Source organism: Sanguibacter sp. HDW7, from assembly GCF_011300875.1.
Lineage (GTDB): Bacteria > Actinomycetota > Actinomycetes > Actinomycetales > Cellulomonadaceae > Flavimobilis.
In genome coordinates, this window is record NZ_CP049862.1 from 1,525,868 (window position 1) to 1,550,644 (window position 24,777).

General features: G+C 73.4%; 24 protein-coding genes. 18 read left to right on the forward strand and 6 right to left on the reverse strand.

Going from position 1 to position 24,777, the window contains the following annotated elements; genetic code table 11:
* Positions 1-5 precede the first annotated feature (5 nt).
* Positions 6-1,334 carry a M20/M25/M40 family metallo-hydrolase gene (locus tag G7063_RS07125; RefSeq protein WP_166413772.1) on the forward strand — a complete coding sequence of 443 codons (1,329 nt, stop codon included), beginning with the start codon at positions 6-8 and terminating at the stop codon, positions 1,332-1,334.
* A gap of 55 nt (positions 1,335-1,389) precedes the next feature.
* Here G7063_RS07125 and G7063_RS07130 read toward each other — a convergent pair whose 3' ends face one another.
* Positions 1,390-1,629: a DUF5703 family protein gene (locus tag G7063_RS07130; protein WP_166413773.1), complete on the reverse strand. Its 240-nt coding sequence runs from the start codon at positions 1,627-1,629 to the stop codon at positions 1,390-1,392.
* A gap of 68 nt (positions 1,630-1,697) precedes the next feature.
* On the opposite strand from G7063_RS07130, the gene G7063_RS07135 reads away from it, so the two are divergent.
* Positions 1,698-2,054, forward strand: a complete 357-nt coding sequence (locus G7063_RS07135) for a primosomal protein (RefSeq protein WP_166413774.1) — start codon at positions 1,698-1,700, stop codon at positions 2,052-2,054.
* A gap of 114 nt (positions 2,055-2,168) precedes the next feature.
* Here G7063_RS07135 and G7063_RS07140 read toward each other — a convergent pair whose 3' ends face one another.
* Positions 2,169-3,134 (reverse strand): aldo/keto reductase, encoded by a 966-nt coding sequence (locus tag G7063_RS07140; protein ID WP_166413775.1) that lies wholly within the window; start codon positions 3,132-3,134, stop codon positions 2,169-2,171.
* A 75-nt stretch (positions 3,135-3,209) separates the two neighbouring features.
* On the opposite strand from G7063_RS07140, the gene G7063_RS07145 reads away from it, so the two are divergent.
* Positions 3,210-4,079, forward strand: a complete 870-nt coding sequence (locus G7063_RS07145; protein ID WP_166413776.1) for an undecaprenyl-diphosphate phosphatase — start codon at positions 3,210-3,212, stop codon at positions 4,077-4,079.
* A gap of 42 nt (positions 4,080-4,121) precedes the next feature.
* Positions 4,122-5,408 (forward strand): cysteine--1-D-myo-inosityl 2-amino-2-deoxy-alpha-D-glucopyranoside ligase, encoded by a 1,287-nt coding sequence (gene mshC / locus G7063_RS07150; protein ID WP_166413777.1) that lies wholly within the window; start codon positions 4,122-4,124, stop codon positions 5,406-5,408.
* 78 nt (positions 5,409-5,486) lie between these two features.
* On the opposite strand, the gene G7063_RS07155 is transcribed toward mshC, so the two are convergent.
* Positions 5,487-6,434 (reverse strand): TIGR03560 family F420-dependent LLM class oxidoreductase, encoded by a 948-nt coding sequence (locus tag G7063_RS07155; RefSeq protein ID WP_166413778.1) that lies wholly within the window; start codon positions 6,432-6,434, stop codon positions 5,487-5,489.
* A 170-nt stretch (positions 6,435-6,604) separates the two neighbouring features.
* Between G7063_RS07155 and G7063_RS07160 the strand changes: the two genes are divergently transcribed.
* Positions 6,605-6,829 carry a LuxR C-terminal-related transcriptional regulator gene (locus G7063_RS07160; RefSeq protein ID WP_166413779.1) on the forward strand — a complete coding sequence of 75 codons (225 nt, stop codon included), beginning with the start codon at positions 6,605-6,607 and terminating at the stop codon, positions 6,827-6,829.
* A 19-nt stretch (positions 6,830-6,848) separates the two neighbouring features.
* Here G7063_RS07160 and G7063_RS07165 read toward each other — a convergent pair whose 3' ends face one another.
* On the reverse strand, positions 6,849-7,733 hold the full coding sequence (locus G7063_RS07165) for a PAC2 family protein (RefSeq protein WP_166413780.1): 885 nt from the start codon (positions 7,731-7,733) through the stop codon (positions 6,849-6,851).
* Positions 7,734-7,910: 177 nt separating this feature from the next.
* Between G7063_RS07165 and G7063_RS07170 the strand changes: the two genes are divergently transcribed.
* Positions 7,911-8,633, forward strand: coding sequence for an HAD family phosphatase (locus G7063_RS07170; protein WP_255454247.1), 723 nt, complete (start codon positions 7,911-7,913; stop codon positions 8,631-8,633).
* Between the two features lie 31 nt (positions 8,634-8,664).
* Here G7063_RS07170 and G7063_RS07175 read toward each other — a convergent pair whose 3' ends face one another.
* On the reverse strand, positions 8,665-9,516 hold the full coding sequence (locus G7063_RS07175) for a PD-(D/E)XK nuclease family protein (RefSeq protein WP_166413781.1): 852 nt from the start codon (positions 9,514-9,516) through the stop codon (positions 8,665-8,667).
* Positions 9,517-9,569: 53 nt separating this feature from the next.
* Between G7063_RS07175 and G7063_RS07180 the strand changes: the two genes are divergently transcribed.
* The 10 genes from G7063_RS07180 to hisF all read left to right on the forward strand — a co-directional run bounded on the left by G7063_RS07180 (position 9,570) and on the right by hisF (position 20,218).
* On the forward strand, positions 9,570-10,799 hold the full coding sequence (locus tag G7063_RS07180) for a site-2 protease family protein (RefSeq protein WP_166413782.1): 1,230 nt from the start codon (positions 9,570-9,572) through the stop codon (positions 10,797-10,799).
* A gap of 11 nt (positions 10,800-10,810) precedes the next feature.
* Entirely contained in the window at positions 10,811-11,881 is a 1,071-nt protein-coding gene (locus G7063_RS07185) for a tRNA (adenine-N1)-methyltransferase (RefSeq protein WP_166413783.1), read from the forward strand.
* Positions 11,882-11,942: 61 nt separating this feature from the next.
* On the forward strand, positions 11,943-13,565 hold the full coding sequence (gene arc / locus G7063_RS07190) for a proteasome ATPase (protein ID WP_166413784.1): 1,623 nt from the start codon (positions 11,943-11,945) through the stop codon (positions 13,563-13,565).
* A 23-nt stretch (positions 13,566-13,588) separates the two neighbouring features.
* Entirely contained in the window at positions 13,589-15,223 is a 1,635-nt protein-coding gene (gene dop, locus G7063_RS07195) for a depupylase/deamidase Dop (RefSeq protein ID WP_166413785.1), read from the forward strand.
* 76 nt (positions 15,224-15,299) lie between these two features.
* Positions 15,300-15,485 carry a ubiquitin-like protein Pup gene (locus tag G7063_RS07200; protein WP_166413786.1) on the forward strand — a complete coding sequence of 62 codons (186 nt, stop codon included), beginning with the start codon at positions 15,300-15,302 and terminating at the stop codon, positions 15,483-15,485.
* 7 nt (positions 15,486-15,492) lie between these two features.
* Positions 15,493-16,302 carry a proteasome subunit beta gene (prcB, locus tag G7063_RS07205; RefSeq protein ID WP_166413787.1) on the forward strand — a complete coding sequence of 270 codons (810 nt, stop codon included), beginning with the start codon at positions 15,493-15,495 and terminating at the stop codon, positions 16,300-16,302.
* The gene (gene prcA, locus G7063_RS07210; RefSeq protein ID WP_166413788.1) at positions 16,299-17,048 is read left to right on the forward strand and encodes a proteasome subunit alpha; all 750 of its coding nucleotides are present in this window, start codon (positions 16,299-16,301) and stop codon (positions 17,046-17,048) included. The genes prcB and prcA overlap by 4 nt, the downstream gene beginning before the upstream one ends.
* A complete protein-coding gene (gene pafA / locus G7063_RS07215; RefSeq protein WP_166413789.1) occupies positions 17,045-18,409 on the forward strand; it encodes a Pup--protein ligase in 1,365 nt (454 codons plus the stop codon). Before prcA ends, pafA begins: the two co-directional genes overlap by 4 nt.
* A gap of 43 nt (positions 18,410-18,452) precedes the next feature.
* Positions 18,453-19,451, forward strand: a complete 999-nt coding sequence (locus tag G7063_RS07220) for an FKBP-type peptidyl-prolyl cis-trans isomerase (RefSeq protein WP_166413790.1) — start codon at positions 18,453-18,455, stop codon at positions 19,449-19,451.
* Positions 19,448-20,218, forward strand: a complete 771-nt coding sequence (gene hisF, locus G7063_RS07225) for an imidazole glycerol phosphate synthase subunit HisF (protein WP_166413791.1) — start codon at positions 19,448-19,450, stop codon at positions 20,216-20,218. Before G7063_RS07220 ends, hisF begins: the two co-directional genes overlap by 4 nt.
* Before the next feature lie 73 nt (positions 20,219-20,291).
* On the opposite strand, the gene G7063_RS07230 is transcribed toward hisF, so the two are convergent.
* Positions 20,292-20,954, reverse strand: a complete 663-nt coding sequence (locus tag G7063_RS07230; RefSeq protein ID WP_166413792.1) for a TIGR03085 family metal-binding protein — start codon at positions 20,952-20,954, stop codon at positions 20,292-20,294.
* Positions 20,955-21,067: 113 nt separating this feature from the next.
* On the opposite strand from G7063_RS07230, the gene G7063_RS07235 reads away from it, so the two are divergent.
* Positions 21,068-22,921: an ABC transporter ATP-binding protein gene (locus G7063_RS07235; RefSeq protein WP_240916226.1), complete on the forward strand. Its 1,854-nt coding sequence runs from the start codon at positions 21,068-21,070 to the stop codon at positions 22,919-22,921.
* Positions 22,918-24,753, forward strand: coding sequence for an ABC transporter ATP-binding protein (locus tag G7063_RS07240; RefSeq protein WP_166413793.1), 1,836 nt, complete (start codon positions 22,918-22,920; stop codon positions 24,751-24,753). Before G7063_RS07235 ends, G7063_RS07240 begins: the two co-directional genes overlap by 4 nt.
* Positions 24,754-24,777 lie beyond the last annotated feature (24 nt).

Genomic DNA, 24,777 nt, shown 5'->3' on the forward strand with positions numbered 1-24,777 from the left:
AGACCATGACGACGACAGCCGGGCAGCACCCGCGCGCGGAGGACGAGGTCCTGCGGATCTGCCGCGACCTCGTCCGCATGGACACGAGCAACTACGGCGACGGCTCCGGCCCGGGCGAGCGCGAGGCCGCCGAGTACGTCCAGGCGCTGCTCGAGGAGGTCGGGCTCGAGGTCACGTACGTCGAGACCGAGCCCCGGCGCGCGAGCGTCGTCGCACGCTGGGCCGGCACCGACCCGGACGCGCCCGCGCTCGTGCTCCACGGGCACACGGACGTCGTCCCGGCCCGGGCCGAGGACTGGACGTACGACCCGTTCGCGGCCGAGGTCGTCGACGGCATGGTGTGGGGCCGCGGCACGGTCGACATGAAGGACATGGACGCGATGATCCTCGCGGTCGTCCGCGAGATGATCCGCGACGGTGTGCGGCCGCGCCGCGACGTCGTCCTCGCGTTCTTCGCCGACGAGGAGGCGGGCGGCGTGCATGGCGCGCAGTGGCTCGTCGACCACCGTCCCGAGCTGTTCGCGGGCGCGACCGAGGCCGTGAGCGAGGTCGGCGGCTACTCTGTCGACGTCGCGGGCCACCGTGCGTACCTCCTGCAGACGGGGGAGAAGTCGCTCGCGTGGCTGCGGCTCGTCGCCGAGGGTCGCGCGGGGCACGGCTCGCAGGTCAACCCGGACAACGCGGTGACGCACCTCGCCCGGGCGCTCGCGCGCATCGGCGAGCACGCGTGGCCGCTCGAGCTCACCGGCACTGTCGACGAGCTGCTCCGGGGCGTCGCGGACCTCACGGGCCTACGTTTCGACCCCGAGGACGAGGGCACGATCCCGGCTCTGCTCGACGCGCTCGGCCCGGCCGCGCGCTTCGTCGGGGCGACGCTGCGGGGCACGGCGACGCCGACGCAGCTCGAGGCGGGCTACAAGGCGAACGTCGTGCCGACGTCCGCGACGGGCGTCATCGACGCCCGCTTCCTCCCCGCGAGCCACGACGCGTCGATGGCCGTGCTGCGGGATCTCGCGGGGGAGCACGTGCGGATCGAACCGATCCACGAGGACATCGGCCTCGAGGTGCCGTTCGCGGGCGACCTCGTCGACACCATGGTGTCCTCCGTGCTCGCTGAGGACCCGGGGGCGACGGTCCTGCCGTACCTGCTCTCGGCGGGCACGGACAACAAGTCGCTCGCGCGCCTGGGCATCAAGGGCTATGGCTTCGTCCCGTTGCGGCTGCCCGCGGACCTCGACTTCCCGGGCATGTTCCACGGCGTCGACGAGCGCGTGCCGGTCGAGTCCCTCGAGTTCGGGGTGCGCGTCCTGCGACGCATGCTCACGCACCTGTGACGCCCGTGCCCGCGCCCCCTGAGGGGCGCGGGCACGCGTGTCGGGGGCAGGGGGGTCAGAACGCGTCGAGCGTCGACCGGGCGCGGATGATGCGGCGCCGGAGCCAGACGGTGCGTGCCCCTCCGACGTAGAGGATCGTGCGGGCCAGCTCCCAGCGTCCCTGCTCGGCCTCGTCGAGCAGCATGCGGCGCAGGTCGCCCCGCGAGACGTCGCGGCCGACCGTGAGGACGCGGTGCTCGTACTCGCCCGTGCGGGGCACAGGACGGCCGGCCTGGGCGATGGTGGCGTTCGACATGCGGCCTCCAGGGGTCCGGGTCAGGTATCGGACTGCCATTGTGCACGTCGGCGCGTTACGGTTCAGGCATGACCGTCGACCCGCGTGATGCTCTGGCCCGTCTCACCGCTGCCTTCGAGGCGCACCTGCACGCTGTGGTGAGCCGCCGCTCCGACGACGACCCCGCGGTCGACGAGGCGTACTACGTGCTCGCGGACGCGTTCGACGTGTACGACGACGCGCTCGCGACCGAGTACGGCGAGGCGCTGCCGTTCTACGTCGTCGATGACGACGACGACAGCGACGACGACAGCGACGACGATGACGATGACGATGACGATGACGATGACGACAGCGTCGATGATGACGACGACGAGGACAGCGACGACGACCTCGAGGGCCTCTCGGAGGACGACCTCAACGACGTCGCCCGCCCCGACCGCTGAGCAGCCTGACCGCTGAGCAGCCCTGACCGCTGAGCAGCCCGCCCGCACGTCGGGCGTCGCACGTGTCGCGAGAGCCCCGGCCACAGCCGGGGCTCTCGCGCGTCGTCGAGGCGGTCAGCGGCGCTCGGGGTACCCGAGCGCGGGGGCGCTCACCTCGTCAAGCGCGTGCGCGACCTCGGGCGGCAGGACGAGCTCCGCGGCGACGAGCGCCGCCCGCAGCTGCGCAGGGGTCCGGGCACCGACGAGCGCCGAGGCGACCGTCGGGCGGCCGAGCAGCCACGCGAGCGCGACCGCGCCGGGCGTGCGGCCGAGGCCGTCGGCCGCGATCGCGACCGCGTCGACGACGGCGCTCGCGCTCTCGTCGAGGTAGGGGGCGACGAAGCCCGCGAGGTGCGCCGAGGCGGCACGGGAGTCGGCGGGGATCGTCCGGCGGTACTTGCCTGTGAGGACGCCGCGGCCGAGGGGCGACCACGCGAGCAGGCCCGTGCCGAGCGCGGCCGCGGCGGGCACGACCTCGCGCTCCGCACCGCGCTCGAGCAGCGAGTACTCGACCTCGACGGCCGCGAGCCCCGTGCCCGACGCCTCGAGGAGGGTCGCGGCCCGGGCCTGGCTCCAGCCGGGGTGGTTGCACAGGCCGACGTAGCGGGCGCGGCCCGAGTCGACCGCGCGCCGCAGCGCGTCGACAGTCTCCTCGAGCGGCGTGCGCGGGTCGGGCGCCTGGACGAGAAGGACGTCGACGCGGTCGGTGCCGAGCCGGCGCAGCGACGCGTCGAGCGAGTCGAGGATCGCGCCGCGGCCCGCGTCGAGCACGTTGCCGCGCGACGTCGTGCGCGTCCCGGCCTTCGTCACGAGGACGACGTCCTCACGCGTGCCCGTCGCGGCGAGGAGCTGCCCGATGACCTCCTCGGAGCCGCCGTCGGCGTACGACGCCGACGTGTCGATCGTCGTGCCGCCCGCGTCGAGGAAGTCGCGCAGGAGCTCGGCCGCGTCGTGCTCGTCGGTGTCCCGGCCCCACGTCATCGTGCCGAGCCCGAGGGGGGAGACGCGCAGACCGGTGCTGCCGAGAGATCGGGTGTCCATGCGGGGAAGATTATCGTCCGACGTCCGACCGTGGGCGGAGGCCGCGCGCGCGTCACCCGCCTAGAGTGGTCTCCCGTGAACGCATGGGAAGCCCTCGTCCTCGGTCTCGTCCAGGGACTCACCGAGTTCCTGCCCATCTCCTCGTCGGCGCACCTGCGGGTCGTCGGTGAGCTCATCGGGGACGTCGATCCCGGTGCGGCCTTCACGGCGATCACGCAGATCGGCACGGAGGCTGCCGTGCTGCTGTACTTCCGCAAGGACATCGCGCGGATCGTCTCCGCATGGTGGCGGGCGCTCGTGGGTCGCAACGGGACGTCGGCGGCCGCCCGGTTCGGTGCGGGGGACCCCGACGCGCGCATGGCCTGGTGGATCGCGCTCGGCTCGGTGCCGATCGTCGTCGGCGGGCTCCTCTTCGAGAACGCGATCGACACGTCGCTGCGCAACCTCTGGATCACCGTCGGCACGCTCACGGTCTTCGGCGTCCTCCTCGGCGTCATCGACCGCGTCCGGCCGCAGGAACGCGAGCTCACGGGGCTCACGGCGGGGCACGCGGTCGCGTTCGGCTTCGCGCAGGCCCTCGCGCTCGTCCCTGGCGTCTCGCGCTCGGGCGGCACGATCACGATGGGCCGCCTGCTCGGCTACACGCGCGAGGCGGCGGCGCGCTACTCGTTCCTCCTCGCGATCCCCGCGGTGCTCGGTTCGGGCCTCTACAAGCTCGTCGGCTCGCTCGACGAGTTCGGGCAGCCCGGTACGCCGTCGGTCGGGGCGACGCTCATCGCGACGGTCGTCGCGTTCGTCGTCGGCTACGTCGTCATCGTGTGGTTCCTCAAGCTCGTCTCGACGCGCTCGTACTTGCCGTTCGTCGTCTACCGGATCGTCTTCGCGGGCGTCGTCGTCGTGCTGCTCCTAGCGGGCACGCTCACGGCTGCCGGCGCCGGGGTCTGACGAGGGGAGACCCCGACCCCCGGACCCGGCTAGGCTGGGTCGGTGCATGCCTGGCCGACCCCGTACATCCCTGCCCTCCCGACGACACCTGGTGCGTCGACCCCGCCGACCTTCCTCGACACGGGCAGCGGCGACCGCGTCCAGCCGGTCGACGGCCCGGACGCGGGGCTCTACGTCTGCGGGATCACGCCGTACGACGCGACCCACATCGGGCACGCGGCGACGTACGTGACGTTCGACGTCCTGCTGCGGACGTGGCGCGACGCGGGGCTGCGCACGCGGCTCGTCTCGAACGTCACGGACGTCGACGACCCGCTGCTCGAGCGTGCGACCGCGACGGGCGTCGACTGGCGCGACCTCGCGGCCGAGCAGATCGAGCTCTTCGGGCGTGACATGACGGCGCTCGGAGTCCTGCCGCCCGACCTCTACCTCGGCGTCGTCGAGACGGTCCCGCAGGTCGCCGAGGCCGTCGAGGCGATGCTCGCCTCGGGCGCCGCGTACCGCGTGCCCGTCGACCCCGCCGAGGGCGTCGTCGACGGTGACGAGCTCGGCGACGTCTACGCGGACCTCTCGCACGACGACGCGTTCGGCACGGTCGCGCACCTCGTGCGCGCGCAGCAGCTCGACCTCTTCGCCGAGCGCGGCGGGGACCCGGGCCGTGCGGGCAAGCGCGACCCGCTCGACCCGCTCCTGTGGCGCCGCGAACGTCCTGGCGAGCCCGCGTGGGAGGCGGGCAGCCTGGGCCGCGGCCGGCCGGGCTGGCACGTCGAGTGCGCGGTCATCTCGCGCAAGGGCCTCGGCGACCGCATCCACGTCCAGGGTGGAGGTTCCGACCTGCTCTTCCCGCACCACGAGATGACGTCGTCGCACGTACGGATGCTCGGTGGGCAGGCCGCCGTCGTCAACGTCCACGCGGCGCTCGTGTCGTACGAGGGCGAGAAGATGAGCAAGTCCCTCGGCAACCTCGTGCTCGTCTCGCGGCTCGTCGAGCAGGGCGTGAGCCCGATGGCGGTGCGGGTCGCGCTGCTCGCGCACCACCACGGCGCCGAGTGGGAGTGGTTCGACGCAGACCTCGCGGCCGCGACGACGCGCCTCGAGCGCTGGCGCGAGGCGGTCTCGGGCAACGGTGGGCCGGACGCGACGGACATGCTCGTCGAGATCCGTGCTGCGCTCCGTGACGATCTCGACACGCCGCGCGCGCTCGCTGCGGTCGACGCATGGGCCGAGCGCGCGGTGACCGAGTCCGCGCTGAGCGACGTCGAGGTCGTCGAGGGCGCCCCGGGCGTCGTCGCGCGCACGCTCGACGCGCTGCTCGGCGTCCGCATCTAGCCCCCACCTCTGCCGACTCGTAGGTCTCCAGCACCGTCCGAAGGTGCTGGAGCCCTACGAGTCGAGCCGTGACTCGGGTCAGCTGGCGTTCGCGCGGGGCAGGACCTCGCGGGCGACGAGCTCGAGAAGGTCCGGGTCGTGCAGGTCGAGGACCTGCAGGTAGAGCCGCTCGACACCCATGTCGCGCAGCGCGGCGACCCGCTCGGCCGCCTCGTCGACGGTCCCGCACACGCCGTGCTCGCGGAGCTCGTCGGGCTCCCGTCCGATCGCGTCCGCGCGGCGGCGGAACTCGGCCTCGTCGCGTCCGACGGCGCACACGAGCGCGACCGAGCACAGCAGGTCGCCGTCGGGACGCTCAGCCGCAGCTGCGGCCTCGCGGATCGTCGCGAAACGTCCGGGGATCGCGTCGATCTCCGGGAAGGAGGCGTTGTACTCGGCCGCGAAGCGCGCCGCGAGCTCGGGCGTGCGCCGCGGCCCGGAGCCGCCGACGATGATCGGGACGCCCGGTGCGCCGCCGCGGCCCGCACGCTGCACGGGCGTCGCGAGACCGGGCGCGTCGACGAGCGTGACGTGCTCGCCGCGGAACGTGAACGTCGCGTCGGGCGGCGTCGCCCACAGGCCCGTGACGACCTCGAGGTGCTCGGCGAGGATCCCGAAGCGTCGCGCGGGGAAGGGCAGACCGAAGGCCTCGTGCTCGCGCGCGAACCAGCCGGCGCCGAGCCCGAGCTCGACGCGGCCGCCCGACATCTGGTCGACCTGCGCGACCTGGACGGCGAGCGCGCCTGCGTGCCGGAAGGTCACGGGGCTCACGAGCGTGCCGAGGCGGATCGTCGTCGTGTCGCGGGCGAGGCCCGCGAGCGTCGTCCACGCGTCCGTCGTGCCGGGAAGGCCGTCGGTGCCCATGGGCAGGTAGTGGTCGGAGCGGAAGAAGGCGTCGAAGCCGAGGGCCTCGGCGGCGAGGGCGGTGCGCAGGAGGTCGTCGTACGACGCACCCTGCTGGGGCTCGGTGAAGATGCGGACGTCCATGGGCCCCACGGTAGGCGACGGGACGCGATGGGCGCCCGGGCGACCCGTAGGTCTCCAGCCCCATCCGGCGCGGAAAGTCGTGTCACGAAAGTCGCGTCATGAATCCTGTGCCCGCCCGTCTCAGGAGGTAGACGGGCTCGAGACGGAGCGCCCTGACGACGGAGACCACCATGATCGACACCCTTGCCGCACCACGGACCGACCTCACCCGACGGGAGCGCGTGGTCCTCACGCACCTCGACGAGGAGACGACGCTCGACGACATCGCGACGTACCTCTTCGTCAGCCGCAACACGGTCAAGACGCAGGTGCGCAGCATCTACCGCAAGCTCGGGATCTCGACCCGGGGCGAGGCCGTCGTCCACGCGCGCGAGCTCGGGCTGCGGAGCGCGTGACCTCGGCGGTCAGCAGCCGTCAGGCCGCTGGCCCGTCCGGGCGCCCGGGGCCGTCGCCCTTGCCGTCCTCGCGACGGCGCAGGTAGCGCTCGAACTCGCGCGCGATCGCGTCCCCGCTCGCCTCGGGGAGATCGACCGCGTCCTTGGCGGCCTCGAGCTGCCCGACGTACTCGGCGATCTCCTCGTCCTCGCGGGCGAGGACGTCGACCCCGTCCTCCCACGCGCGCGCGTCGTCGACGAGGTCGCCGAGCGGCACGGTGAGGCCGAGCAGCTCCTCGAGCCTCGAGAGGATCGCGAGCGTCGCCTTGGGTGACGGACCATGTGCGACGTAGTGGGGGACCGCCGCCCACACGGAGAAGGAGCGCAGCCCGTGCGCCCGCGCGGCGGACTGCAGGACGCCGACGATGCCCGTCGGACCCTCGTACTCGCTCGACGGGAGGTCGAGCAGCGCGCGCGTCGTGGGGTCGTCGCTCGTCGCCGTCACGGGGATGGGCCGCGTGTGCGGGACGTCGGCGAGGAGCCCGCCGAGCGTGACGACGGTTCCGACGTCGAGGCCGTCGGCGATCCGCAGGAGCTCGGTGCAGTAGGTGCGCCAGCGCATCGAGGGCTCGGTCGCGTGGACGAGGACGAGGCGACGGTCGCCGAGAGTCACGACGGCGACGGTCGTCGTCGGCCAGGTGAGCGAGCGGGAGCCGTCCTCCTCGGTCGCGACGACGGGCCGGTTGACCTGGAAGTCGTAGAACTCCTCGGGGTCGATGTCTGCGACCTTCGTCGCGGAGAGCTGCTCGACGAGGTGGAGCACGGCCGCGGTCGCGGCTCCGCCGGCATCGTTCCACCCCTCGAACGCGGCGACGAGGACCGTGTCCCGTGCCGGGGCCTGCTCGGGGAGCTCGGAGTCGTCCATCCCTCCAGCCTAGGTGCTCGCCGCGGTCGAGCTGCGGCCGCGTCCGGCACGCACGGTGCACCCGGTGTGACCGACATCGCCCGTCCGGAAGGTGTGGAAACCGCTCGCTGTCCGGGTTGCCCCGGCTAGGGTGCCGAGGGAGGAAGCGGTCGGGAGATCCGCAGAAGGAGGCTGGACGTGCAGGACGCGACGCTCGCGACGACTCTCGTCGACGCGCCGGGGTTCGTCCCCGAGGCCGTGCTGTGGGACATGGACGGCACGATCATCGACACGGAGCCCTACTGGCTCGCTGCCGAGGCCGAGCTCGTGGCCGAGCACGGCGGCACCTGGTCGGACGCGCAGGGCCTCGAGCTCGTCGGCATGAACCTGCTCGACAGCGCCGTCGCCCTCCAGGAGCACGGGGTCAGCCTCACACGCCAGGAGATCGCCGACGACCTCACGGGCCGTGTCGCGGCGCTGCTCGCCGCAAGGGTCCCGTGGCGCCCCGGCGCCGCCGAGCTGCTCGCCGACCTGCGCGAGCGCGGCGTGCCGTGCGCGCTCGTGACGATGTCCTACCGCGAGATGGTCCAGCACCTGCTCGACGCACTGCCCGCCGGCACGTTCGACGTGGTCGTCACGGGCGACGAGGTCGAGCGCGGCAAGCCCGACCCCGAGCCCTACCTGCGCGCCGCCGACCTCCTCGGCGTCGACGTCGCCCGCTGCGTCGCGATCGAGGACTCGCGCCCCGGCGTCGCGTCCGCGCTCGCCTCGGGCGCCGCGACGATCGCCGTGCGGGGCCACGTGCCCGTCGCCCAGCACCCCGGCCTCAGCCGCGTGAGGTCGCTCGAGACGCTCGACCTCGGCCTCCTCGGTCACGTCCTCGCGGGCGGGATCGTCGACGACCTCGGCGACGACGAGTAGCCGCAGCTCCGGCTCAGGGCGCCCCCGGCGCTCAGGAGATCCCGAGCGTGAGCGGTACCGCGCCCTCGGGAAACTCCGGGGCGGTTCCCCCGAACGCGGGGCACAGCGCCTTGTGCGCGCACCAGTCGCACAGCTTGCTCGTCCGCGGCCTGAAGTCGCCCTCCTGCGCGTCATGGACGATCGAGTCCCACACCGCGCGGATCTTCGCCTCGGTGCGCTCGAGGTCGCCCGGCGTCGGAACGCTGCGCTGCACCTGCCCGTCCCCGAGGAACACGAGCTGGAGCATCGCCGGCATCGTCCCGCGCGAGAGCAGCACGACGAGCGCGTAGAAGCGCATCTGGAACGCGACCGACCCACCGTACTGGGGGCGCGGCGCCTTGCCCGTCTTGTAGTCGACGATCCGCACGGCGCCGTCCGGCGCCACGTCGATGCGGTCGACGATCCCGCGCAGCAGCGGCCCGCCCTCGAGCCGGGCCTCGAGCGTGAGCTCGCGTGCGCGCGGCTCGAGGCGCATCGGGTCCTCGAGCGTGAAGTACCGCTCGACGAGCGCACGCGCCGAGCCGAGCCAGGTGTCGACGGCCGCGTCGTCGTCGAACATCCCCGCATACTCCGGCCGGCGGTCCCGCAGGTCGTCCCACGCACGGGGGAGAAGCTCGAGCGCCAGCGCCGGCTTGCGCTCCGCCGCGGGCACGTCGAAGATCCCCTCGAGCACCGAGTGGACGAGGGTTCCGCGCGCCGCCGCAGGGCTCGGAGCCTCCGGGACGCGGTCGATCGTCCGCAGCCGGAAGAGCAGCGGGCACTGCTGGTAGTCGTTCGCACGGGACGGTGAGAGCGCGGGTGCGCGGCGCGCGCGAGGGGTCTCGGCGGGTGCGGAGGAGGTCATGCCTCCACCCTAGGGTTCGGGTCCGACACCCAGGTGCGCCTAGTCTGCTCCCTGTGGAGGAGCACAGCGGGACCGGGCCTGGGGGCAGGCGTCCGTCCGGCGGCATCGTCGTCGGACGTGTCGCGGGAGCGCCCGTCGTCATCGACGCGTGGTGGCCGCTCGGCGCGCTCGCGCTCGCGGCCGTCTACGTGCCCACCGCCTCGCGCGTCGCGCGCCCGCTCGGCGACCTCCACGCGAACGGCATCCCGACGGCGGCCGTCGTGACGATCATGACCGTCGCGTTCGTCGTCCTCCTGCTGGCTTCCGTCGCGCTCCACGAGGTCGCGCACGCGCTCGTCGCGCGTGGGCACGGCCACGCCGTGAGGCGCGTGACGCTCACGGCGTGGGGAGGCCACACGGCGTACGACCCGCGCGGCACGACGCCCCGCAGCCACCTGCTCACCGCGCTCGCGGGCCCCGCGGTCAACGTCCTGCTCGCTCTCCTGCTCGGCATCCTCGCCGTCGTCCTCGGCTCGTCCGCCGCGCCGACGGCCACCCTCGTCACCGTCCAGGTCCTCCTCGCGGGCGCCGCCGCCAACGGCGTCGTCGCGGTCGTCAACCTCGTGCCCGCGCTTCCCTACGACGGCGGTGCGGCGCTCGAGGCGATCGTCTGGCGGATGACGCGCGACCGCGCGGCGGCGACGCGCGTCGCCGCCGCGAGCGGCTACGGCATCGCCGTCGCGATCGTCGTCGTCCTGCTCGCGTGGTGGCTGCTCGCGCAGGACGCGCCGCCCCCGCTCGTCGTCGTGTGGGGCCTCGTCCTCGCCGGACTCGTGTGGCACGGCGCCGGCCGCGCCGCGGCCTCGGCCGTGCCGGCCGCGCGTGCTGCGACGCTCGACCCGGCCAAGCTCGTCCATCCGGTCTCCGTCGTCGAACCTGACGCGACGATCGACGACGCGCTCTCGACGCTCCTCGCCGACGGCGTGCGCGCGATCGTCGTGCCCGACGCACTCGGCCGCCCCATCGCGTGGGCCGACGGCGCGGCGCTCGCGGCGGCCCCCGCCGAACGGCGCGACGGTCACGTGCTCGAGGTCGCGACAGCCCTCGCCCCGGCCGCGCCGGTCGAGGCGTCGCTCACAGGGATCGATCTCTTCGAGGCTGTCCGAGCGGTGTCGGACGCCCCCGTCATCGTCGCCGTCCGTCACGGGCGCATCGTCGGCGTCATCGTCGTCGCCGAGGTCGTCGCGGCGCTCCGCGCCCCCGTCAGGCGGACCCCGCGCGGCGGTGCGGCGCAGGGCAACTAGACTCCTGCCTCGTGACCGACGCGAACCCCACCCCGACCGAGACCACCGCCGCGCCCACGGGCGACGCGCCCCGCGCGCTCGTCCGTCCTGCCGCGGCACCCACGGCCGAGGCCACGGGTGCGGCCGTCCGGCGCGGACCGTTCCGCGCGGGCGAGCGCGTGCAGCTGACCGACCCCAAGGGCAAGCTCCACACCGTCGTCCTCAAGGACGGCGGCCAGTTCCACACGCACCGGGGTTACTTCCGCCACGACGACGTCATCGGCAGCCCTGAGGGCTCGGTCGTCACGACGACGTCGGGCGTCGAATACCTCGCGCTGCGCCCCATGCTGAGCGACTACACGCTCTCGATGCCGCGCGGTGCGGCCGTCGTCTACCCCAAGGACGCGGGCCAGATCGTCGCGATGGCGGACATCTTCCCGGGCGCGCGCGTCATCGAGGCGGGGGTCGGCTCGGGCGCCCTCACGCTCTCGCTGCTGCGCGCCGTGGGGGACTTCGGCTCGGTGCACTCGATCGAGCGTCGCGAGGACTTCGCGCAGATCGCACGCGGCAACGTCGAGCAGTTCTTCGGTGGCCCGCACCCCGCGTGGTCCCTCACCGTGGGCGACCTCGCGCCGACGCTCCCGCTCGTCGCCGGGCCGGGCGAGGTCGACCGCGTCGTCCTCGACATGCTCGCGCCCTGGGAGAACATCGACGAGGTCCACACGGCGCTCACACCGGGCGGCGTGCTCGTCTGCTACGTCGCGACGACGACGCAGCTCTCGCGCCTCGCGGAGGACCTGCGCTCGCACGGCGGCTTCGGCGAGCCCGAGGCGTTCGAGACGATGATCCGCGGCTGGCACCTCGAGGGTCTCGCGGTGCGACCCAACCACCGCATGGTCGGGCACACGGGCTTCCTCCTCACGGCACGTCGCATGGCCGACGGCATCGAGGCCCCCGAGCGCAAGCGCCGTCCGTCGAAGGGCTACACGCCCGCGACGACCGACGACTGGTCGCCCGAGGACATCGGCGAGCGCCCTGTCTCGGACAAGAAGGTGCGGCGAGTCCGTCGCGATGTGGGACGCGGGCCCGACGCCGAGGACTGAGCGCATAGGGTCGGGGCAGAGGGCCGCCGCCCGGCGGCCCCGTCCCGCAGGAGGTGCGACGATGACCGATCCCGGCCGCCCCGACGAGCAGCTCGCGCTGCTCGCCGCGCGCAACGACCGTCTCGTCGACGCTCTCACGCGGGCGCGCGAGCAGATCGTCACGCTCAACAGCCAGCTCGAGGACCTCGCCCGCCCGCCGGGCTCGTTCTGCGTCTTCGTCGAGGCGATCGACGCGTCGTCGGTCGTCGTCCTCCAGCAGGGTCGGAAGATGCACCTCGGGGTCGGCCCCGGCATCGACACGGCAGCGCTGCGCCCTGGCCAGGAGCTGCGCCTCAACGAGGCCCTCGTCGTCGTCGCGGTCGGGGGCTACGAGCCGGTCGGCGAGATCGTCACGGTGAAGGACCACCTCGCCGACGGGCGGCTCGTCGTCGTCGGTCGTTCGGACGACGAACGTGTCGTGCGCGTCGCGGGCTCGCTCACGTGCGTGCGCGTGCGCATCGGGGACATGCTCGTCGCGGACACGCGCACGGCGTTCGTCTACGAGGTCGTGCCGCGCGCTGAGGTCTCCGAGCTCGTGCTCGAGGAGGTGCCGGACATCTCCTACGAGGACATCGGCGGCCTCGCCCCGCAGATCGAGACGATCCGCGACTCGGTCGAGCTGCCCTTCGACCACCCCGACCTCTACCGCGAGCACGGGCTGCGCCCGCCCAAGGGCGTCCTGCTCTACGGTCCTCCCGGCTGCGGCAAGACGCTCATCGCCAAGGCCGTCGCGGCCTCGCTCGCGCGGCTCGTCGCGGCGCGCGACGGGGAGGAGGAGGTGCGCTCGTACTTCCTCAACGTCAAGGGCCCCGAGCTCCTCAACAAGTACGTCGGCGAGACCGAGCGGCACATCCGCTCGATCTTCGCGCGGGCACGGGAGAAGGCCTCGGAGGGCACCCCGGTCGTCGTGTTCTTCGACGAGATGGAGTCGCTGTTCCGCACGCGCGGCACAGGCGTGTCCTCCGACGTCGAGACGACGATCGTGCCGCAGCTCCTCGCAGAGATCGACGGCGTAGAGCGTCTCGACAACGTCATCGTCATCGGCGCGTCGAACCGTGAGGACATGATCGACCCCGCGATCCTGCGGCCGGGCCGTCTCGACGTGAAGATCCGCGTCGAACGTCCTGACGCCGAGGGCGCGCGGGAGATCTTCGGCAAGTACCTCACGACGGACCTCCCGCTCCACGCGGACGACCTCGCCGAGCACGGTGGGGACGCCGCTGCGACCGTCGCGGGCATGATCCAGCGGACCGTCGAGCGCATGTACGCGACCGACGACGCCAACCGCTTCATCGAGGTGACGTACGCGAGCGGCGACAAGGAGGTCCTCTACTTCCGGGACTTCGCGTCGGGCGCGATGATCCAGAACGTCGTCGACCGCGCGAAGAAGCACGCGATCAAGGACCTGCTCGCCTCGGGCGAGCGCGGCCTGCGCGTCGACCATCTGCTGCGCTCGCTCGGCGAGGAGCTCCGCGAGAACGAGGACCTCCCGTCGACGACGAACCCCGACGACTGGGCCCGGGTCTCGGGCCGCAAGGGCGAGCGGATCGTCTTCATCCGGACGATCGTCCAGCACGCCAAGCACGCCACCGAGAACCAGGCACGTCCCGTCGAGGCCACGAGCCCGACGGGCCAGTACCTCTGAGCACGCTGAAGGGCAGGGCGGACGTGGGCGTCACGCGCGTCGTCGGGATCGAGACCGAGTACGGGGTCGTGTCCCCGGGCAACCCCGGGGCGAACCCGATCCTCATGTCGTCGCAGGTCGTCAATGCGTACCGGGCGCTCGCCGAGCTGCCGCGGCCACCGCGCTGGGACTATCTCGACGAGGACCCGCTCGCGGACGCGCGCGGCTTCCACCTCCAGCGGGCCTCGGCGCACCCGTCGCTCCTCACGGACGACCCGTCGCGCCCGGCGCCTTCGGGCGACGTGCCGACGGGCGACGCCGACGCGGGGGACTTCGTCGTTGCCGGCCCCGTCACGGGCATCGCGCGGCCTGCCGCGCCGCTCTACGACGACCCGAGCACGTCGAACGCGATCCTCACGAACGGCGCGCGCCTCTACGTCGACCACGCGCACCCCGAGTACTCCGCGCCCGAGGTCCTCACGCCGCGCGAGGCCGTCGTGTGGGACGTCGCCGGCGAGCGCGTCATGCTGCGCGCGGCGCGCGAGCTCGCGTCCGCAGGGATCGACGTCGACCTCTACAAGAACAACGGCGACGGCAAGGGCGCGAGCTACGGCACGCACGAGAACTTCCTCGTCGACCGCGGGGTGCCGTTCGAGACGCTCGTCGACCTCCTCACGCCGTTCCTCGTGACGCGGCAGGTCATCGTCGGCTCGGGGCGGGTGGGGCTCGGCCAGCGCGGCGAGGACGCGGGCTTCCAGATGTCGCAGCGTGCGGACTTCATGGAGGCAGAGGTCGGCCTCGAGACGACGCTGCGCAGGCCCATCGTCAACACACGCGACGAGCCGCACGCGGACCGCGAACGCTGGCGGCGGCTCCACGTCATCATCGGCGACGCCAACCTCCTCGAGACGGCGACGTTCCTCAAGATCGGCATGACGAACCTCGTGCTCGCGGTCGCGGAGAACCTTCACCGGCTCGGGCCGGCGACCGCGCGGCTCGTGGGTCTGCGGCTCGCGGACCCGGTCGGTGACGTGCGCGGCGTGAGCCGCGACCTCGACCTTGCGGCGCCGCTCTACGTGCGTGGCGGCGGGACGGTCACCGCGCTCGAGGTGCAGGGTCTCTACCTCGACGCGGCGCGCGAGGTCGCGGCGCTCGACGGCACGCCCGACGCGCCGACGCAGGAGGTCCTCGACCGCTGGGAGGACGTCCTCGTGCGCCTCGGGCGCTCGCTCGCCGAGTGTGCGCGTGACGTCGAGTGGGTCGCCAAGCACCGCCTGCTCGACCGCATGCGCGAGCGTGAGGGTCTCGGCTGGGCGAGCCCGCGGCTCGCGGCGTTCGACCTCCAGTGGTCAGACGTCCGTCCCGAGCGGGGCGTCTACCAACGACTCCTCGCCGCGGGAGCGGTCGACCGGCTGACGACGGAGGCCGAGGTCGCCGACGCGGTCCACCATCCGCCGGTGAGCACCCGTGCCTACTTCCGCGGCGAGGTCGTCGCGCGCTTCGGCCCGCACCTCGACGCGGCGAGCTGGGACTCCGTGGTCCTCGACGTGCCCGGGGCGCCCGCGCTCCAGCGCGTGCCGATGCTCGACCCTCACAAGGGGACGCGCGCGCAGGTCGGGCCGCTGTTCGACGCGCACGGCGACGACGTCGGCGCGTTCCTCGCCGCGCTCCTCGCGTAGCGGACGCGCGCCCGCGCGGGCCCTCACCTGTGGTGAGATGGGACGAGCAACGATCCGCGCGCACGCAGGAGGAACGATGTCCGGTCAGGAACGCGTCAGCAGGCCCCACGACCCCGCGGCGGACGACGCCCCGGCTCCCGTCGCACCTCAGGTGCGCGCGCAGGACTCCGACGTCGACGCGCTGCTCGACTCGATCGACGACGTCCTCGAGCAGAACGCCGAGAGCTTCGTGCGCGGCTTCGTCCAGAAGGGCGGCGAGTGATCCGCCGATGACCCAGGACCACGGTCGTCTTCCTGCGGCGTTCGGCCGCCCGGGCTCGTCGTCGTTCATCGAGTTCGTCACCGAGCACGCCCCGCACCTGCTGCCGGGTGCGGTCGGCGGCGAGGGCGTCGTCGACGGCGTGCCGCACGGCACGACGATCGTCGCGGCGACCTTCGACGGCGGCGTCGTCATGGCGGGGGACCGCCGGGCGACCGCAGGTTCGTACATCGCGAGCCGCGACATCGAGAAGGTCTTTCCCGCGGACGAGCACGCGGTCGTCGGCATCGCGGGCTCGGCGGGCCTTGCGCTCGAGCTCGTGCGGCTCTTCCAGCTCGAGCTCGAGCACTACGAGAAGATCGAGGGGCGCCCGCTGTCGTTCGACGGCAAGGCGAACCGCCTCGCGACGATGCTCCGCTCGCAGCTCGGTCTCGCGCTGCGCGGGCTCGCGGTCGTGCCGCTGCTCGCGGGCCTCGACCCGGAGGTCGGCCGGGGGCGCATCGTCTCCTACGACGTCACGGGCGGCCGCTACGAGGAGCGGGACCACCACGCGGTCGGCTCGGGCGCGGCGTACGCGCGCGGGTCGCTCAAGAAGCGCTGGCGTCGCGGTCTCGACGGAGACGGCGCGGTGCGCGTCGTCGTCGAGGCGCTCGTCGACGCGGCCGACGACGACTCCGCGACGGGCGGCCCCGACACGCTGCGGGACATCTGGCCCGTCGTCGTCCTCGTGACCCCCGCCGGTGCGGTGCGCGTCGCGGACGACGTCCTGGCAGAGGTCACGGGTTCCGTCCTCACCGAGCGGCGGGAGGCCCGCGCATGAGCATGCCGTTCTACGTCTCGCCCGAGCAGCTCATGAAGGACCGCGCGGACTTCGCGCGCAAGGGCATCGCGCGCGGCAGGTCGGTCGTCGTCGTCGGTTACGCCGACGGCATCGCGTTCGCGACCGTCAACGCCTCGCGCGCGCTCCACAAGGTCTCGGAGATCTACGACCGCATCGCGTTCGCGGCGGTCGGCAAGTACAACGAGTTCGAGCGGCTGCGGGTCGCGGGCATCCGCTACGCGGACCTGCGCGGCTACTCCTACGACCGTGCGGACGTCCGCGCGCGCGGCCTCGCGAACGCGTACGCGCAGACGATCGGCGCGGCGTTCACGACGGACTCCAAGCCGCTCGAGGTCGAGCTCGTCGTCGCCGAGGTCGGCGCGAGCGCCGCCGAGGACGCGCTCTACCGGCTCTCCTACGACGGCTCGGTCGCGGACCTGCGCGACCACGTCGTGCTCGGCGGCGACGCCGAGACCCTGGCCGCGGAGGTCGCCGAGCGGTGGCGTCCGGGGCTGTCGCTCGGCGAGGTGCTGCGGCTCGCGGCCGAGGTCCTCGCGCACGGCGACGAGCAGCTCGCGGCCGTGCAGGCCGCCGACCTCGAGGTCGCGGTGCTCGACCGCACGCGGCCGCGGCGCGCGTTCCGGCGTGTCGAGAACCACGAGCTCGCGACGCTCCTGGGCTCCGCGTCGAGCGGGGCGCCGAGCACGACGACGGAGGCCACGACCGGCGAGGGGGCCGACGCATGAGGGACGTCCGCAGGATCTTCGGTCTCGAGACCGAGTACGGCGTGACGTTCGCGGCGACGGGGGAGCGCACGCTCTCGGCCGACGAGGTCGCACGCCAGATGTTCCGCAAGGTCGTCGCGTGGGGGCGGTCGTCAAACGTCTTCCTCACGAACGGCTCGCGTCTCTACCTCGACGTCGGCTCGCACCCCGAGTACGCGACGGCCGAGTGCGACTCGGTGCGCCAGCTCGTCACGTACGACCGCGGCGGCGACCGCATCGTCGAGGAGCTCGTCGCGGAGGCGCAGGAGCACCTCGACGACGAGGGCGTCGCAGGTCGCGTCCACCTCTTCAAGAACAACTCCGACTCGGCGGGCAACTCCTACGGCAGCCACGAGAACTACCTCGTGCGTCGCGGCCCGGACTTCCAGCGGCTCACCGACCAGCTCGTGCCGTTCCTCATCACGCGGCAGGTGCTCACGGGCGCCGGCCGCATCGAGGTGACGCCGCGCGGGGCGACGTTCCAGCTCTCGCAGCGCGCCGACCACATGTGGGAGGCGGTGTCGTCCGCGACGACCCGCTCCCGTCCCGTCATCAACACGCGCGACGAGCCCCACGCGGACGCCGAGCTCTACCGGCGGCTCCACGTCATCGTGGGCGACTCCTCGATGGCCGAGCCGACGACGTTCCTCAAGATCGGCTCGACCGACCTCGTCCTGCGGCTGCTCGAGGCTCACGTCCACCTTCGGGACCTCACGATCGAGAACCCCGTGCGCGCGATCCGCGAGATCAGCCGCGACATCACGGGGCGCGCCCCGGTGACGCTCGCAAACGGTCGGGTCGTCACGGCGATCGACGTCCAGGAGGAGTACCTCACGCGTGTCGTCGCGTTCCTCGACGAGCACGGCGCCTCGGCCGAGGACCTCGAGGTCGTCGACCTGTGGCGTCGCGGCGTCGAGGCGCTGCGGGCGGGCGACATGTCGAGCGTCGAGACCGAGCTCGACTGGGTCGTCAAGCATCGGCTCGTCGAGCGGTACCGTGCCCGTCACGGGCTCGCCCTCGGCGACCCGCGCGTCCTGCGGCTTGACCTCGCCTACCACGACGTCTCGCGCACCGACGGGCTCCTCACGAAGCTCCAGGACGCTGGGCTCGTGCGTCGGCTCACGAGCGAGGCCGAGGTCCTCGAGTCGGTCTCCGTGCCGCCGCAGACCACGCGCGCTCGTCTCCGCGGCGACTTCGTGCGTGCGGCGCAGGATGCCCGGCGCGACTACACGGTCGACTGGGTGCACCTCAAGCTCAACGACGCGGCGCAGCGCACCGTGCTGTGCAAGGACCCGTTCACGAGCGTCGACGAGCGCGTCGACCGACTCATCGCCTCGATGTGAGGCCGGCCGGGGTGCCCCCGGCCCGCACGACAGGAGCACCCCAGTGACCACCCCCGTCAGACGGCGTCAGGCCCTGCCCGGCCTGCGCGCCGCGGCGTTCGTCGTCGCCGCGCTCGCCGCGACCCTCGGGCTCGCCGCATGCACGGGCGAGCCCGAGGCGCCCGAGACCCCGGCGCCCGTCGTCGCCGTGAGCGGCGACTTCGGCGGCGTCCCGACGCTCACGTACACGCCGCCGCTGACGTTCCCCGACCGCCGCAGCGCGGTCGTGTGGGAGGGGGACGGCCCGGAGCTCACCGACGGGTCGACGGTGCTCCTCGACCTCCTCGCCCAGGACGCCTCGGACGGCAGCTCCGTGATGAACACGCACGACTCGCTCCCCGAGGTCTACACGTTCGACGAGACGCTGCTCGGGCCCTCGCTCTACGACCTGCTCGACGGGCAGCGGGCCGGTGCGCGGCTCCTCCTCACAGAGACCTCGAACGGCACGCCGCTCGCGCTCGTCGTCGACGTGCTCGCCGGGCGCGCGTCGGGAGAGGCCGTCGCGAACGACGACTCCTCGCTCCCGACGGTGACGCTCGGAGCTGACGGTGCGCCGAGCGTGAGGATTCCCAAGGACGTCAAGCCGCCGACGTCCGTCGTCGCGCGGACGCTCGTCCGTGGCGAGCGCGACCAGGTGACGGCCGGCCAGACGGCCATCGTCCAGTACACGGCCGTCGCGTGGTCGACGGGCGAGGTCATCGACACGACGTGGTCGCGCGGCCGTGCGCCGTTCGTCACGCTCGTCGGCGACTCCAAGCCTGTCGCGGCCTGGAACCTCGGCCTCATCGAGCAGCGCGTGGGCTCGCAGGTCCTCATCGTCGCGCCGCCGTCGGCGGCGTACGGGGGCACGGACTCGCCGTGGGCCGACGAGACGGTCGTCTACGTCGTCGACATCCTCCACGCGAGTACCCTTGTCGCGCCCGACGTCGAGCCCGACGGCAGCGACGAGGCGACCGACGGGTCGGACGACGGCACCGAGAAGCCAGCCAAGGAGAACTCATGAGCGTGTCCGTGCGGGTCGTCCCGTGCCTCGACGTCGACGCGGGTCGCGTCGTCAAGGGCGTGAACTTCGAGAACCTGCGCGACGCGGGCGACCCCGTCGAGCTCGCGCGCCGCTACGACGCGGAGGGCGCGGACGAGATCACGTTCCTCGACGTCTCGGCGTCGTCGGGTGACCGTGAGACGACGTACGACGTCGTGCGGCGCACGGCGGAGCAGGTCTTCGTGCCCCTCACCGTCGGCGGGGGCGTGCGCGCTGTCGCCGACGTCGACAAGCTGCTGCGTGCTGGCGCGGACAAGGTCGGGGTCAACACCGCGGCGATCGCGCGACCCGAGCTCCTCACGGAGATTGCGGACAGGTTCGGCTCCCAGGTGCTCGTCGTCTCGGTCGACGCGCGCCGCTGCCCGGAGGGCACGGTGACGGACTCGGGCTACGAGGTGACGACGCACGGCGGGCGGCGCGGCACGGGGCTCGACGCGGTCGCGTGGGCGGTGCGGGCCGCAGAGCTCGGCGCGGGCGAGGTGCTGCTCAACTCGATGGACGCGGACGGCACGAACGCCGGCTTCGACCTCGAGATGCTCGGCGACGTCCGTTCGCTCGTGAACGTGCCGCTCATCGCGTCGGGCGGTGCCGGGACGGCTCACCACTTCACGGAGGCGGCCCTCGCGGGAGCCGATGCTGTCCTCGCCGCGAGCGTCTTCCACTTCGGCACGCTGACGATCGGCGAGGTCAAGGACGACATGCGGCGCGCGGGCATCGCGGTGCGCTGAGCCCGAGCGACGACGAGCGACGAGGGGCGCGCACCGGCCGGTGCGCGCCCCTCGTCGTTCGTGGGGTGCGCCGTCAGGCGGTGGGCGCGAAGAGCTCGAGGGTCGCGACGTCGTCGTCGGACCCGACGACCTGCACGAGCGCGCGGGCGCCACGCCCGTGCGCGTGGAGCGCGAGCTCGCCGACGCCTCCCGTGACGACGACGGTGCCTCGACCCTCCTTGGGACGGTGGACGAGTGAGCGACGGCCGTCGTCGAGGACGTGGACGACGCCGACGGGGCAGCGGTGCAGGAGCAGCGGCGTCATGCGGCGCACGGCCTGCCAGAGCGCGTCCTCCTCGGCGGGGTCGAGGTCGCGCGCGACGGGCGCGGGCGCCGGCTCGTCGTCGGAGGCGCGGCGGACGTCCTCGCCGTGGACGAAGAACTCGACGAGGTTGATAGCGTCGCCGGCGAGGGCGCGCGGGCTCCACGCGGCGGGCGCGGCCGCCCACCGGTCGATCGTGTCGTGGTAGGTCGTGGGCTCCGCGCACGCGGCTACGGCCTCGTCGAACGTCGCCGCCGAGCGGCGGCCGATCGGGCCGGGCACAGCCTGGAGCACCATCCACGGGGAGAGCTCGCGCTGCGCGAGGTGGACCGCGAGGTGGCGCGTCCGCCAGCCCTCGCAGAGCGTGGGCGCGTCGGGCCCCGCCTCGTGGAGGAGGGTCGCCAGGGTCTCGCGCTCGTGCTGGTGCCAGGTCATGCGCTCATCGTGGCACGTCCGCGGGGCGGCGGAGCGTCGAGCGCCCGCGAGTGTCGGTGCCGCGTGCGAGGATGGCCCGGTCCCCACCCCCCACGAGCCCGGACGGTCCTGTGATGCCTGCGCCCAAGCTCCGACGCCCCGTCGCCCTCAGGGGCTCGCGCCTGCGCCGGTCGCTCGCCCTCATGGGCCGGGGCCTGCGCGCCGAGCCGTGGCTCTACACGTGGACGATCCTCGTCTCGGGGATCGCGGGTGCGCTCACCGTCGAGATCTCGACGCGGCTCGGCCGCGCGACCGACGAGGTCGTCGTGCCGGCGCTCACGGGCACCGCGACGTCGACGACGGACGTGTGGCTCGGCGTCGTCGGTCTCGCGACGGTCGCGGTGCTCAACGCGATCGCCGTCGCTGGCCGGCGCATCGGTGCGGGCATAGGCTACGCGCGGCTCGGTGCGGCGCACCGGAGGGACCTCGCGCACCGCTACCTCGATCTTCCCGTCGCGTGGCACAGGGGTCGGCCGACCGGTCGTCTGCTCGCGCACGTGAGCTCGGACGCCGAGGCCGCGACGGGTGTCTTCAACCCGCTGCCGTTCGCCCTGGGCGTCATGGTCATGCTCGTCGTCGCCGGGGCACGACTCGTCGCGGTCGACCCGTGGCTCGCGGCCGCGGCGTTCGCGGTGCTCCCTGCGGTCATGGTCGTCAATGCGGTGTTCCAGCGGCGCATGTCGCCCGCGGTCACCGAGGCGCAGCGGCTCCGCGGGGACGTGTCCGACGTCGCGCACGAGAGCTTCTCGGCCGCGCTCCTCGTGAAGTCGCTCGGCACCGAGGCCCGTGAGGAGGCGCGCTTCGCGGACGTCGCCGACGCGTCGCGGGCCGCGAATGTCGAGGTCGGACGGGTGCGTGCACTCTTCGACCCGGTCATCGAGCTGCTGCCGTCGCTCGGCACGCTCCTCGTCCTGGGCGTGGGTGTGTGGCGTGCGTCCGTGGGTGACGTCGGCGCTGGCGACGTCGTCGCTGCCGCGTACCTCCTCACGCTGCTCGCGGTACCCGTGCGCGCTTTCGGCTGGGTGCTCGGCGAGCTTCCGCGCGGGCTCGTCGGCCACGACCGCATCGCGGGGGTCCTCGACTCCCACGACGAGGTCGTCCCCGGGACAGGCCCGCTGCCGGGCACGGGCCCGCTCGGTGTGAGCCTCGAGGGCGTCGGGGTCGAGGTCGAGGGACCGGACGGTCCGCTCACGCTGCTCGACGACGTCACCGTCGACGTCGCGCCGGGGGAGACCGTGGCGGTCGTCGGGGCGACGGGCGCCGGCAAGTCGACGCTCGTCGCGCTGCTCGCCCGGCTCTCGGACCCGTCGCGCGGCGCGGTGCGCCTCGACGGGACGGACGTGCGCCGCGTCGCGCCCGGAGAACTCGCTGCTGCCGTCGCGTACGTGTCGCAGGAGACGTTCGTCTTCGAGGACACGGTGCGCGCCAACGTCACGCTCATGGACGCCGACGAGCCTGGCGGGCCGTCGGACGCCGACGTATGGGACGCGCTCGGGCGCGCGCACGTCGCCGACACGGTCCGCGCCCTACCGGGCGGGCTCGACGCGCACCTCGGTGAGCGCGGCTCGAACCTCTCGGGCGGGCAGCGCCAGCGCCTCGCGATCGCGCGTGCGCTCGTCCGTCGCCCGCGCCTGCTCGTCCTCGACGACGCGACGAGCGCGCTCGACCCGCGCGTCGAGCGCGACATCCTGCTCGGCCTCGGGGCGCAGGGTGGCCCGACGGTCGTCATCGTCGCCTACCGGGCGGCGAGCATCGCGCTCGCGAACGCGGTCGTCCACGTCGAGGCAGGTCGCGTCGTCGACGTCGGCACGCACGACGAGCTCCTCGCGCGCGACGAGGGCTACGCGCGGCTCGCGACGGCATACGCACGGGAGACCGCGCGACGCGCGGACGAGGCCGCCGCGGCGGGCGAGGAGGCAGACGCATGAGCGCCGCGGATGACAGGTCCCCCGAGGCGACCGTGACGGATGCCGCCGGGCGCATCGCGACCGCGAGCTCGCTCGGCGTGCTCGGGACGTTGCGCGCCGGCGTGCTGGTCTCGCCCGAGCTGCTCACCGGGCTCGGGCTCACGCTCGTCCTCGCGGTTCTCGCGGCGGGCGGGCGCGTCGTCGTGCCGATCGCGGTGCAGCAGTCGATCGACACGGGGCTGCTCGCAGCCGGTGGCGTCGACGCGGGCCGGGTCGGTGTGCTCGTCGCGGTCGCGGCGCTCGTCATCGTGCTCGCGGGTACGTGCTCGGCGCTCGTCAACGTGCGGCTCGTGAGCCGCACCGAGGCGGGCCTCAAGACGCTGCGGGTGAAGGCCTTCCGGCACGTCCACGACCTCTCGGTGCTCTCCCAGGACTCCGAGCGCCGCGGCGCGCTCGTCTCGCGCGTGACGAGCGACGTCGACACGATCTCGATGTTCGTCCAGTGGGGCGGCATCATGCTGCTCGTCGCCTCCCTCCAGCTCACGGTCGCGACGGCGCTCATGGCCGTGTACTCCTGGCAGCTCACGCTCCTCGTGTGGGCGTGCTTCATCCCGCTCGCGCTCGTGCTGCCGCGCCTGCAGCGCGGGGTCAACCGGGCCTTCAGCGAGGTGCGCGCCGCGATGGGCGGAGTGCTCGGCTCCGTCTCCGAGGCCGTGCTCGGCGCCGAGACGATCCGGGCGCACGCCGCGCAGGCACGTACGCGTCGCCGCGTCGACGACTCGGTCGTGGCGCACCGCGACTCGCAGGTGCGGGCGCAGGTGCGGGTCGCCGCGGTGTTCTCGGGCGGCATGCTCGTGAGCAACCTCGTCCTCGTCGCGGTCGTCGTCGCGGGAACGTTCCTCGGCATGGCGGGCGACATCTCGCTCGGCCGCCTGCTGGCGTTCCTCTTCCTCGTGCAGCTCTTCACCGGGCCCGTGCAGCTCGCGACGGAGATCCTCAACGAGCTGCAGAACGCCGTCGCGGGCTGGCGGCGGGTCCTCGCGGTGCTCGAGACCCCCGTGACGGTCGCGGATCCTGCGGACGGCGTGGTCTCGCCGCGTGGTGCCGCGACGGTCGAGCTCCGCGGCGTCTCGTACGCGTACCCGGACGGTCCGACGGTCCTCGACGACGTCGACCTCGTGCTGCCGCCGCGCACGCGCGTCGCTGTCGTCGGACGCACGGGCTCGGGCAAGACGACGCTCGCGAAGCTCGTCGCGCGGCTCATGTACCCGAGCGCGGGGGAGATCCTCCTCGACGGGACGGACCTGCGCCGGCTGCGCGCGGCGAGCCTGCGGGCACGGATCGTCCTCGTGCCTCAGGAGGGCTTCCTCTTCGACGGGACCCTCGCGGACAACATCGCGTACGGTGCGCGGGACCTCGCTCCGGGCGAGAATGCGCGGCCGCTCGTCGAGGAGGCCGTCACGGCGCTGGGACTCGGCGACTGGCTCGCGGACCGTCCGGGCGGCCTCGACGCCCCGGTCGGTCAGCGGGGCGAGGCGCTCTCGGCGGGGGAGCGGCAGCTCGTCGCGCTCGCGCGCGCCTACCTCGCGCGCGCCGACCTCCTCGTGCTCGACGAGGCGACGAGCGCAGTCGATCCCGCGACGGAGGTCCGGGTCGCTCGCGCGTTCGAGCAGCTCGCGGCCGGGCGCTCGACGATGACGATCGCCCACCGGCTCTCGACGGCCGAGTCCGCCGACCTCGTCGTCGTCGTCGACGCGGGTCGCGTCGTCGAGGTGGGACCCCACCGCGAGCTCGTCGGTGCGGGCGGGGTCTATGCGCGCATGCACGAGGCGTGGATCGCGCAGACGCGCTGAACGAGCCCGTGGGATGATCCGACG

Excerpts from the sequence above, each read along its gene's own strand:
- G7063_RS07140 (WP_166413775.1), bottom strand. The coding sequence starts at position 3,134 with ATGGACACCCGATCTCTCGGCAGCACCGGTCTGCGCGTCTCCCCCCTC.
- G7063_RS07235 (WP_240916226.1), top strand. The coding sequence starts at position 21,068 with ATGCCTGCGCCCAAGCTCCGACGCCCCGTCGCCCTCAGGGGCTCGCGC.
- G7063_RS07130 (WP_166413773.1), bottom strand. The coding sequence starts at position 1,629 with ATGTCGAACGCCACCATCGCCCAGGCCGGCCGTCCTGTGCCCCGCACG.
- G7063_RS07160 (WP_166413779.1), top strand. The coding sequence starts at position 6,605 with ATGATCGACACCCTTGCCGCACCACGGACCGACCTCACCCGACGGGAG.
- G7063_RS07155 (WP_166413778.1), bottom strand. The coding sequence starts at position 6,434 with ATGGACGTCCGCATCTTCACCGAGCCCCAGCAGGGTGCGTCGTACGAC.
- G7063_RS07135 (WP_166413774.1), top strand. The coding sequence starts at position 1,698 with ATGACCGTCGACCCGCGTGATGCTCTGGCCCGTCTCACCGCTGCCTTC.
- pafA (WP_166413789.1), top strand. The coding sequence starts at position 17,045 with ATGAGGGACGTCCGCAGGATCTTCGGTCTCGAGACCGAGTACGGCGTG.
- G7063_RS07165 (WP_166413780.1), bottom strand. The coding sequence starts at position 7,733 with ATGGACGACTCCGAGCTCCCCGAGCAGGCCCCGGCACGGGACACGGTC.
- arc (WP_166413784.1), top strand. The coding sequence starts at position 11,943 with ATGACCGATCCCGGCCGCCCCGACGAGCAGCTCGCGCTGCTCGCCGCG.
- G7063_RS07230 (WP_166413792.1), bottom strand. The coding sequence starts at position 20,954 with ATGACCTGGCACCAGCACGAGCGCGAGACCCTGGCGACCCTCCTCCAC.
- G7063_RS07200 (WP_166413786.1), top strand. The coding sequence starts at position 15,300 with ATGTCCGGTCAGGAACGCGTCAGCAGGCCCCACGACCCCGCGGCGGAC.
- prcA (WP_166413788.1), top strand. The coding sequence starts at position 16,299 with ATGAGCATGCCGTTCTACGTCTCGCCCGAGCAGCTCATGAAGGACCGC.
- G7063_RS07125 (WP_166413772.1), top strand. The coding sequence starts at position 6 with ATGACGACGACAGCCGGGCAGCACCCGCGCGCGGAGGACGAGGTCCTG.
- G7063_RS07175 (WP_166413781.1), bottom strand. The coding sequence starts at position 9,516 with ATGACCTCCTCCGCACCCGCCGAGACCCCTCGCGCGCGCCGCGCACCC.
- G7063_RS07240 (WP_166413793.1), top strand. The coding sequence starts at position 22,918 with ATGAGCGCCGCGGATGACAGGTCCCCCGAGGCGACCGTGACGGATGCC.
- hisF (WP_166413791.1), top strand. The coding sequence starts at position 19,448 with ATGAGCGTGTCCGTGCGGGTCGTCCCGTGCCTCGACGTCGACGCGGGT.
- prcB (WP_166413787.1), top strand. The coding sequence starts at position 15,493 with ATGACCCAGGACCACGGTCGTCTTCCTGCGGCGTTCGGCCGCCCGGGC.